Raw genomic sequence first — 9108 nt, forward strand, 5'->3', positions numbered from 1 at the left:
CACTACGTGCGGCGGGGGTTCTTTCGTCCTGCGGAGTGCGCCTGGGTGTGGGCTCCATAAGGAGCTTGGCCCTAGTGACCCCGCGCAGTTCTGTAGGAAAACCGCGCACCAGGAAGAGGTGCGTGCGCGGTTTTCCGGTTGCCGCTCGCCTGGGGTGGGACGGGGCGTACATTTTTGGGAGTTTTCAGCAGCCGGGTGCGCATGCATACGGGATTTTGGGTGAAAGTCAGGCGCCGTGAGCCGCATCCTGTAGAAAATGAGTGACCCCTGAGGTGCTGAGGGCTCAGAATCAGGGTTTTCAACGCGGTTTTGTGGGCCCGTTCCTGTTCCTTTGGGCTCCAGGATGCTGAAAACTCCAAAATTTGCACGCTGCCCTCTGGGGTACCTGTGGGCAAAAAGCAACCGTCCCGCCGAAGTATGCATTCGACGGGACGGTTTATGCGGTTTATGTATATAGCCGATTCAGGATGCGTTGCCAACTTGTTAGAACTTGACGGTCGGGGCCTGGCGGGCAGCTTCGGCGGCCTCGAAGCCCTGGCGCTCCTTAAACTGGAAGATGCCGGCAAAGATAACGGCCGGGAACGTCTGGATGGCGTTGTTGTAGCTGAGCACGCAGTCGTTGTAGCTCTGGCGCGCGTAGCTCACCTTGTTCTCGGTGTCCTCGAGCGTAGCCTGGAGCTGCATAAAGTTGGTGTTCGCCTTAAGGTCGGGGTAGGCCTCGGCCACGGCAAAGAGCTGGCGCAGTGCACCGGTCAGCACGTTGTCGGCTTCCATTTTGGCCTCGGGGGTGGTGGCGCTTACGGCGGTGTTGCGCGCGTTGATCACGGCGGCGAGCGTGTCCTGCTCGTGCTTGGCGTAGCCCTTGACGGTCTCGACCAGGTTGGGGATCAGGTCGTTGCGGCGCTGCAACTGCGTGTCGATGTTCTGCCAGGCGTTATCGATACGATTGCGCTTGGTAACCATGTTGTTGTAGATGCCAGCGATGGCGCAGACGATCACAACGACAACAACGATACCGATGATGACGGGAAGCATGATGTCTCCGTTTCGAATGGCAGCGGCGTTTTGCGCCGGCCGTTGTTGGTATAACGTATCTAGTATACCCGCAACCTTTGGCGGTGCCGAACTTTCCGGTAAGCGTTTTGTTTCAACCAGGGAGGGGGCGCCAATATCGAACGGGTGGTACAGGTGTAAGATATGCGACAAATTAAGGAATGCTGTCTACACCTTGAGGATGGCGATACGGATGGACCTTCGCATCAAGAAAACCTATCGTGCCCTGTTCGACGCCTTTACCGAGCTTTTGGAAGAGCATCGGTTTGAGGATTTGACGGTTGCCATGCTTTGCGACCGGGCCCTGATTCGCCGCACGACGTTCTATAAGCATTTTCGCGATAAAAACGATTATTTTGCCTTCTATATCGATGAGCTTATGACGGGCTTGCCCCAAAACCAGACCGACGCAGCGGACGCGGAGCCGCTTGTGGATGTACGGGCGCTTCGCCATGAGGTCTTTGACGATGCCATGAATATGGTACTGGCGCATGAGCAGCTCATGGATAACCTTTTGGCGAGCAGCATGTCGGGCATGCTGACCGGCATGATTTGCGACCGCATCGCGCATTCCATCCGTGAGCGCGTGATGAGCTCGCTTGCCGAAGACGCCCTGGCGCCCGTTTCGCTCGAGACGACATCGGAATTTATCGCCGGTGGCATTATTCGAGTGTTCACAAATTGGTGGGAATCGGGCCACGATCTTGAGCGTCGACCCGAGATGGCCGACGTGGTCGATGCGCTGTTTGAGCGCACCATGACGCCGGTGAATCACTAAGGTGGCGGAGAGAGGGGGATTCGAACCCCCGGAACGCTCTCGCGCTCAACGGTTTTCAAGACCGCCGCATTCAACCGCTCTGCCATCTCTCCGTGAGTCGTAATGATAGCATCGTTTTGAATTTGCAACAGGGAAGGCGAACGATGACGATCACCGAAATCGACGAGAAGTTCATGCGCGAGGCGCTGGCGGAGGCGCGCGCCGCTGCGACAGTGGGCGAGGTGCCGATTGGTGCCGTGGTGGTGCGTGCGGGCGAGATTGTCGCGAGGGCGCATAATCGCCGTGAGCTCGACCAGGACCCTTCGGCACATGCCGAGTTTTTGGCCCTGTGCGCCGCCGCTCAGACGCTTGGGCGTTGGCGCCTTTCCGATTGTACGGTCTACGTGACGCTCGAACCCTGCTGCATGTGCGCGGGGCTTATGGTTAACGCGCGCGTGGGGCGTTGCGTGTATGGCGCGGCCGATGCCAAGGCGGGCGCAGTGGGCTCGCTGTATGACCTCAATGCCGATTCGCGCCTGAACCATCGGTTTAATGTGACCGCCGGCGTGCTGGCAGACGAGTGTCGCAGGGTACTGAGCAGCTATTTTGCCGGTTTGCGCGGTGTGGATGGCGCCGCGTGCGGCTGCGGTCTAAGCCTTGAGGCGCATGCCGTCCATGCCGAGGCACTTGCGGGTGTTGGGGATCTCGCCGACGTGACGCTCAACTTTGGTCCTGTGCAGCGCCGGCCCCGCCGTGTGCTGTTGGCGATCGATTCCTTTAAGGGAAGCGTTTCGAGCGCGCAGGCGGAGGCGGCCGTTGCCGAAGGCGTGTGCCAGGTGTGGCCCGATGCCGAGCTGAGCGCTTTGCCGCTGGCAGATGGTGGCGAGGGAACGCTCGACGCCGTTGCCGCCTGCGGTGGCGAGCTTGTGACCTGCGAGGTTGCAGCCCCCTTGGGCGACCGCGTGTCTGCACGGATGCTGGTGGACGGCGAGCACGAGTCGGCTGTAGTTGAGATGGCCGAGGCGGCGGGTATTGGGTATTCGCCCTGCACGGAATCGGCGGCGCTTGCGGCTTCGACCTATGGCGTGGGCGAGCTCATGCTTCGCGCGGTCCGTGCTGGGGCAAAGACTATCTATATTGGCTTGGGCGGCAGCGCTACCAACGATGGCGGCGCCGGTATGCTGCAGGCGCTGGGCGCGCATCTTGTCGATGAGTGTGGCTGCAATATCGCCCCCGGTCTTGCGGGCCTTGAGCAGGCAGCGAGCGTTGATTTGGCGCCGGCGCTTGAGGTACTGGGCGGCGTGCGTGTCGTGGTGCTCTCCGATGTCGAGAACCCACTCGTGGGGCGTTGCGGCGCGCTTGCGGTGTTCGGTGGACAGAAGGGCCTGCCGACGGGGGATGCCGAGGCCCTGGGCAAATACGACGGATGGATGGTCGGCTATGGCCGCCTGCTCGATACGGCGATTTTCGAGATGCGAGCCCAGAAGCTTCTGCGCGCGCCCGAGGGTGCACGGTCATTTGGCTCGGTGCTTGGTGTGCCCGGTGCCGGTGCCGCCGGCGGCTTGGGTGCCGCGCTGCTGGCGCTCGGTGCGGAGCTGCGCTCGGGCGTGGAGACGGTGCTCGATTTGATTGGGTTTGACGAGTGCGTGCGCGATGCCGACCTGGTCATAACGGGCGAGGGCAATATGGACGAGCAATCCGCCGCCGGTAAGGCGCCGGTGGGCGTGGCCCGTCGTGCGAAGCGATATAGCAAGCCGGTGGTCGCCGTCGTGGGCGGTCGTGCCGACAACCTGGATGCGGTGTATGGACAGGGTATCGACTTGGTTCTGCCGGTCTGCCGCAGACCCATGCCCCTTGACCAAGCGCTCGACCCCCAGGAAGCCACAACCAACCTCATCTGTGCCGGCGAGGCAGCCGCTCGAGCCTACGACCTCGGCCGTATTTAAGTTTATCCAGGCAAGTCTCAATAAGTTGCGGTGGAATAGTTCCTGTTTTTGGCCTTGGGCCGTAAAGCAGGAACTATTCCACCGCAACTCAAAAGTAGTCTTTTTGGCCCCGTCCCAAATTAGCTACCTTGCCCCATCGGGCAGGAGCGGGTAAGATATACCGAGCGCCAAGCGCGCTCGATGGGTTCGGATGACGACATGTTCCGAATCTGGTCAGGTCCGGAAGGAAGCAGCCATAAGGAGCCTCTGTCGGGCATCCGAATCCATCGAGCGCACGGGCGCTTTTTGGTGCCGCGATGCGGTCCCGGTGCCGGCGGGCTGTTTGGTGTCTCGCTGGTCCTCGGCTTTGCCTGCGGGATCGCTCGACTACCAAACAGCCCGCCGGCACCGGGACCACTTCGTCCAAAAATCACCCGTAGAGGGCGCATTTATCTGAAGAATTGAATCCCGTGTCTTGCGGCGCTCGCTGGCGTTGCCAAAGCATCGGCTGCTACATGTCTTGGGCGCTAGTGACCGTCGCCCTTACATCTGTAACGAGTTGCTTACGCATCTCCAGGGCTCGCCGTACTATCATGAATCAGATTGAAGAGAGATGATGATAGGGAGCGCCTTCTATGATTGAGCTGCTCAGGCGTTTTGGTGGTAAGTTTCGCCGGTATATGGTGATTGGCCCTGCGTGTAAGTTGATCGAAGTGATTTTTGACCTGCTTACGCCGCTGGTGATTGCCCAGATGATCGATAAGGGTATTGGCGCGCGCGATGTCAACGCCGTCGTCCACTACGGTATGGTGCTCGCCGCCATGGCTGTGATCGGCATCTCGTTTACGCTCGTCTGCCAGAAGATGGCGGCGCTCACCTCGCAGGGCATGGGCACCGACATCCGCGGCGCACTCTACCAGCACATCAATAAGCTGAGCTATGCCGAACTCGACCGCTTTGGCACGCCGTCGCTCATCACGCGCATTACCAACGATGTCAACCAGGTGCAGCTTGCCGTGGCGCTGGGCGTGCGCATGCTCATTCGCTGGCCCTTCTTGGCGGTGGGCTCTATGTGCGCGGCCCTTGCCATCGACCTTAAGCTCGGCGTGATCTTTTTGATTTGCACGCCCGCCATCGGCTTGGTGTTTTGGTTTGTCATGGCGCGCTGCATTCCGTACTACAAGCAGCTGCAGGCAAAGCTCGACCGCATCGCACTCATTTGCCGCGAGGGGCTTTCGGGCGCCCGCGTGGTCCGCGCCTTTGTACGCGAGGATCACGAGCGCGAGCGCTTTGCCCAAGCCGCCGACGACCAGGCCCATACCGCCATCGCGGTGGGCAAGCTCTCGTCGATCCTTAACCCCGTAACGTTTTTGATGATGAACCTAGGCGTGTGCGCCATCCTGTGGGTGGGCGGCATCCAGGTCAACGCGGGCGAGCTTACGCAGGGCCAGGTTATGGCGTTCGTCAACTACATGACGCAGACGCTCACCTCCATCGTGTACGTCGCCAACCTGGTCGTGGTCTTTACCAAGGCGAGCGCGAGCGCTTCGCGTATCAACGAGGTGCTCAATTGTGAGCCGAGTATCACCGACGAGGGCAACCAGCCGGTCGCGCTGCCCAAGCCGAGCGAACTGGCGGGTGGCGCTGTTCCGGTTCCCGCACTGAGCTTTGACCATGCGAGCTTTTCGTTTGGCGCGGGCGCTGCCAACGCCGTCAACGATGTGACCCTGGAGCTGCCGGCGGGCAAAACGCTCGGCATTATCGGCGGCACGGGCAGCGGCAAGTCCACACTCGTCTCGCTTATCCCACGCCTGTACGATGCGAGCACCGGCAGCGTGAGCGTGATGGGTGCCGACGTGCGCACCTGGCCGCTCGACCAGCTGCGCCGTGTGGTCGCGACCGTTCCGCAGCGCGCGTCGCTGGTGAGCGGCACTATCCGCAGCAACCTGACCTGGCGCGACGAGGCGGCAACCGACGAGGAGCTGTGGGCGGCGCTCGATATGGCGCAGGCCAGCGAGTTTGTGCGCAACAAGCCGCAGGGCTTAGATGCCCCGGTCGAGGCGGGCGGCAAGAACTTTAGCGGTGGCCAGCGCCAGCGCCTGACCATCGCACGTGCCCTGGTGGGCTCTCCGCAGGTTCTGATTATGGATGACTCCGCCTCGGCGCTCGACTTTAAGACCGACGCAGCGCTTCGCCGTGCCATTCGTGAACGAAGCGTGTGCGGTGCCGCCGAGGGCGGGCTGCCGCTGACGACCATCATCGTGAGCCAGCGCGTCTCGACCGTGCGCGACGCCGACGTGATTTGCGTACTCGACCACGGCTCGGTCGCGGGCTTGGGCACGCACGATGAGCTGTATGCAAGCTGCCAGCTCTACCGCGAGATTTGCCAGTCGCAGCTTCGCCGCGAGGAGCTCGAGGGTCAGCAGGGGAGTACGGCGCCCACGCCCGCTCCAAGCCCCGCGCCCGTCCCAGGCGCCCCGACCGCCCCCGCATTCGTCTGCGCAAAGGAGGGCTGCTAAATGAATCCCTACACTTCCTCCGGTTCGGTCGCCACGATGACGGCCAACGTGTCCGGCAACGATAACCTCAGTGACTTGGGTGACGGCCCGCGTCAGCCCGGCGATCCCGAGCGCTATCCCGTGGGCGCGGTAACTCGCCGCCTGCTGGGCTATGTTCGTCCGCACCGCATTTCGTTTGTAGCGTCGTTTGTGAGTGCCGCCGCTTCGGTGATCTTGCAGCTCTACACGCCCATCCTCGTCGGCGAGGGCATCGACCTGATCGTCGCCGCCGGGCAGGTGGACTTCGACGCGCTGCTGCCGCTTGTCACCAAGCTCGCGATTGTCGTCGTAGGTGCTGCGGCTTTCCAGTGGCTGCAGGGCTACTGCGTCAACCGCCTGTCCTACGAGACGGTGCGCGACATGCGCGTGGAGGCGAGCGACAAGCTCAGCCGCATGCCGCTCAGCTTTATCGACAGCCACGCCCACGGCGACCTTATGGGCCGCGTGGTCAACGATGTCGATCAGGTGGGCGATGGCCTGCTGCAGGGCTTTACCCAGCTTTTCACCGGCGTTATCACCATCGTGGGCACGCTCGCGTTTATGCTTTCCATCAACCTGACCATGACGCTCGTGGTGGTGCTCGTCACGCCGCTTTCCATTTTTGCAGCCGGTGCTATTGCCAAGCTCTCCAACAAAAGCTTTACGGCACAGCAGCGCATCCAAGGCCAGCTCGGTGGTCATATCGAGGAGTACGTGGGCGAGCAGAAGCTTGTCGACGCCTTTGCCTATGGCTCCAACGCGCAAGCGAGCTTCGATGCCCTCAATGCCGAGCTCTACACCGCGGGCGAGCGCGCGCAGTTTATGGGTTCGCTCTCCAATCCCGGCACGCGCTTTATCAATAACATCATCTATGCCGTGGTCGCTGTGATCGGCTGCGTGGGCGTGATCACGGGCGTGCCCGCGGCGCTTACGGTGGGCGGCGTGCAGATCTTTCTGTCCTATGCTAACCAGTACACCAAGCCGTTCAACGAGGTCACCAACGTTATTACGCAGATCCAGGCGGCGTATGCCTCGGCGCGCCGCGTGTTTGCGCTGCTCGATGCGCGCGAGCAGGAGCCCGACGCGTCGGACGCTATAGAGCTTGCCGCACCGCAGGGCGAGGTCGCCTTTGAGCATGTGGACTTTAGCTACATGTCCGACCGCAAGCTGCTGCAGGATATCTGCATCGAGGCCAAGCCCGGCATGCGCTTTGCCCTGGTCGGCCCTACGGGCTGTGGCAAGACAACGCTCATCAATTTGCTGCTGCGTTTCTATGATATCGATGCCGGCCGCATTGCGGTCGATGGCCGTTCCTCGCGTGAATACACGCGCGCAAGCCTGCGCCGTGCCTTTGGCATGGTGTTGCAGGATACGTGGCTGTTCGAGGGCACGGTGGCAGATAACATCGCCTACGGCTGTCCCGATGCCACGCGCGAGCAGGTTATCGAAGCTGCCAAGCGCGCGCATGCGCACAAGTTTATCGTGCAGCTGCCGCAGGGCTACGACACGGTGATTGGCGAGGACGGCGGCACGTTTAGCCAGGGTCAAAAACAGCTGCTGTGCATCGCTCGCGTCATGCTCACCGACCCGGCGATCTTGCTGCTGGACGAGGCGACCTCGAGCATCGACACCCGCACCGAGCTGCAGGTGCAGGCGGCATTCGACGAGCTCATGGCCGGTCGCACAAGCTTTGTGGTGGCGCACCGCCTGAGCACCATTCGCAACGCCGACTGCATTCTGGTGATGCGCGACGGCGAGATTATCGAGCGCGGCACACACGACGAGCTGCTGGCGGCAGACGGCTTCTATGCCGATCTTTACCGCAGCCAGTTTGCCCAGTAGGGGCCACCGATTAGCGGCAGGTGGTTTACATCTGTCACGTTGGTACTAAGATATTCATCTAATAAATTGCATTAGTGGCTTTAGTTTTGGGGGAAACGAGGCAACGTGACTATGACGTGCTCTTTGGTGGTTAACAGCAAGAGCGGTAATACAAGGATGGTTTCGGGCGCGATCAAGCGCGCTCTGCAGGCTGCGGGTGTTGAGTTTGTCCATGCCGCGGCGTTGAGCGACGATGCGGATGCAGATCAGGTTGCGCTCGAGGCGCAGGGCGCCTGCGCGGCCGACGCGGTGCTCGTCGGTTTTTGGTGTGACAAGGGCGCGTGCACGCCTTCGGTCGCGGCGTTGCTCTCCACCTTGCACGGCAAGCGCGTCTTTTTGTTTGGCACCTGCGGTTTTGGCGCCGACCAGAGCTATTATCAGCAGATTATCGATCGCGTGACCTCCAATTTGGCCAATGATGCCGAGCTTGTAGGTTGGGCGATGTGCCAGGGCAAGATGGGCCCTGCGGTCAAGCAGCGCTACGAGGCCATGCTCGAGCAAGATCCCGACAACGCCCGCGCTAAGTTGCTGCTCGACAACTGGGTTGCCGCGAAGGACCATCCGACCAAGGAAGATCTGGACAACATGGCGGCAGCCGCCAAGAAGGCCGTGCTGGGCGAGTAGATCTATCGCTGCCGCGCGTGCGAAATAATACAGAAGCGAAAGCCTCGAAATCCTCGAGGCTTTTTTTCTTGACACTCGCGGGAGCAACCGTGGCAAGCGTGTGGGGTGACATTTTCCATCACCCCGATGACGAGGCCGTCCTGGAAGACACGCTCAATGCGTCCGCTGGATGTATTGAGCGTGGGACGGGCTTTCCAGATGGGCAGGGTTTCGGAAAGTGCGTCCCGGAATTGGCGCTCAGACTGGGATACACTTTCCGCTTTACGCCTTGTCCGGAAACTGTGTCCCGGAATTAAGGCTTGGAATGGGATGCACTTTCCGGTTGAGAGCC

Annotated in this window: 6 protein-coding genes, 1 tRNA gene and 1 other RNA gene; 6 read left to right on the top strand and 2 right to left on the bottom strand. The window is 61.2% G+C overall.

Translation table 11 applies throughout. The annotated features are described in order from the left end of the window. Positions 1-483 precede the first annotated feature (483 nt). Positions 484-1035 carry a LemA family protein gene (locus ACQRAQ_RS08365; RefSeq protein ID WP_427719860.1) on the bottom strand — a complete coding sequence of 184 codons (552 nt, stop codon included), beginning with the start codon at positions 1033-1035 and terminating at the stop codon, positions 484-486. 211 nt (positions 1036-1246) lie between these two features. Between ACQRAQ_RS08365 and ACQRAQ_RS08370 the strand changes: the two genes are divergently transcribed. After that, on the top strand, positions 1247-1831 hold the full coding sequence (locus ACQRAQ_RS08370) for a TetR/AcrR family transcriptional regulator (protein WP_427727644.1): 585 nt from the start codon (positions 1247-1249) through the stop codon (positions 1829-1831). 2 nt (positions 1832-1833) lie between these two features. On the opposite strand, the gene ACQRAQ_RS08375 is transcribed toward ACQRAQ_RS08370, so the two are convergent. Continuing rightward, a tRNA-Ser gene (locus tag ACQRAQ_RS08375) sits at positions 1834-1923 on the bottom strand. Between the two features lie 51 nt (positions 1924-1974). Between ACQRAQ_RS08375 and tadA the strand changes: the two genes are divergently transcribed. From tadA to bilS, 5 genes are all read left to right on the top strand, one after another. Continuing rightward, positions 1975-3756, top strand: a complete 1782-nt coding sequence (gene tadA, locus ACQRAQ_RS08380; RefSeq protein WP_427794529.1) for a tRNA adenosine(34) deaminase TadA — start codon at positions 1975-1977, stop codon at positions 3754-3756. Between the two features lie 177 nt (positions 3757-3933). Continuing rightward, an RNA gene (gene ffs, locus ACQRAQ_RS08385) (signal recognition particle sRNA small type) lies at positions 3934-4029 on the top strand. A gap of 341 nt (positions 4030-4370) precedes the next feature. Further along, a complete protein-coding gene (locus ACQRAQ_RS08390; RefSeq protein WP_427794530.1) occupies positions 4371-6254 on the top strand; it encodes an ABC transporter ATP-binding protein in 1884 nt (627 codons plus the stop codon). Further along, positions 6255-8114, top strand: coding sequence for an ABC transporter ATP-binding protein (locus tag ACQRAQ_RS08395; RefSeq protein ID WP_427794531.1), 1860 nt, complete (start codon positions 6255-6257; stop codon positions 8112-8114). 111 nt (positions 8115-8225) lie between these two features. Next, a complete protein-coding gene (gene bilS, locus ACQRAQ_RS08400) occupies positions 8226-8777 on the top strand; it encodes a flavodoxin family protein BilS (RefSeq protein WP_427794532.1) in 552 nt (183 codons plus the stop codon). Positions 8778-9108 lie beyond the last annotated feature (331 nt).

The sequence above is a fragment of the Collinsella sp. SGI.178 genome (genome assembly GCF_050313495.1).
Taxonomy (GTDB): Bacteria; Actinomycetota; Coriobacteriia; order Coriobacteriales; family Coriobacteriaceae; genus Collinsella.

Bases quoted from the DNA above. Each gene is read 5' to 3' on its own strand.
- ACQRAQ_RS08365 (WP_427719860.1), bottom strand. From the start codon at position 1,035: ATGCTTCCCGTCATCATCGGTATCGTTGTTGTCGTTGTGATCGTCTGC.
- ACQRAQ_RS08390 (WP_427794530.1), top strand. From the start codon at position 4,371: ATGATTGAGCTGCTCAGGCGTTTTGGTGGTAAGTTTCGCCGGTATATG.
- tadA (WP_427794529.1), top strand. From the start codon at position 1,975: ATGACGATCACCGAAATCGACGAGAAGTTCATGCGCGAGGCGCTGGCG.
- ACQRAQ_RS08370 (WP_427727644.1), top strand. From the start codon at position 1,247: ATGGACCTTCGCATCAAGAAAACCTATCGTGCCCTGTTCGACGCCTTT.
- ACQRAQ_RS08395 (WP_427794531.1), top strand. From the start codon at position 6,255: ATGAATCCCTACACTTCCTCCGGTTCGGTCGCCACGATGACGGCCAAC.
- bilS (WP_427794532.1), top strand. From the start codon at position 8,226: ATGACGTGCTCTTTGGTGGTTAACAGCAAGAGCGGTAATACAAGGATG.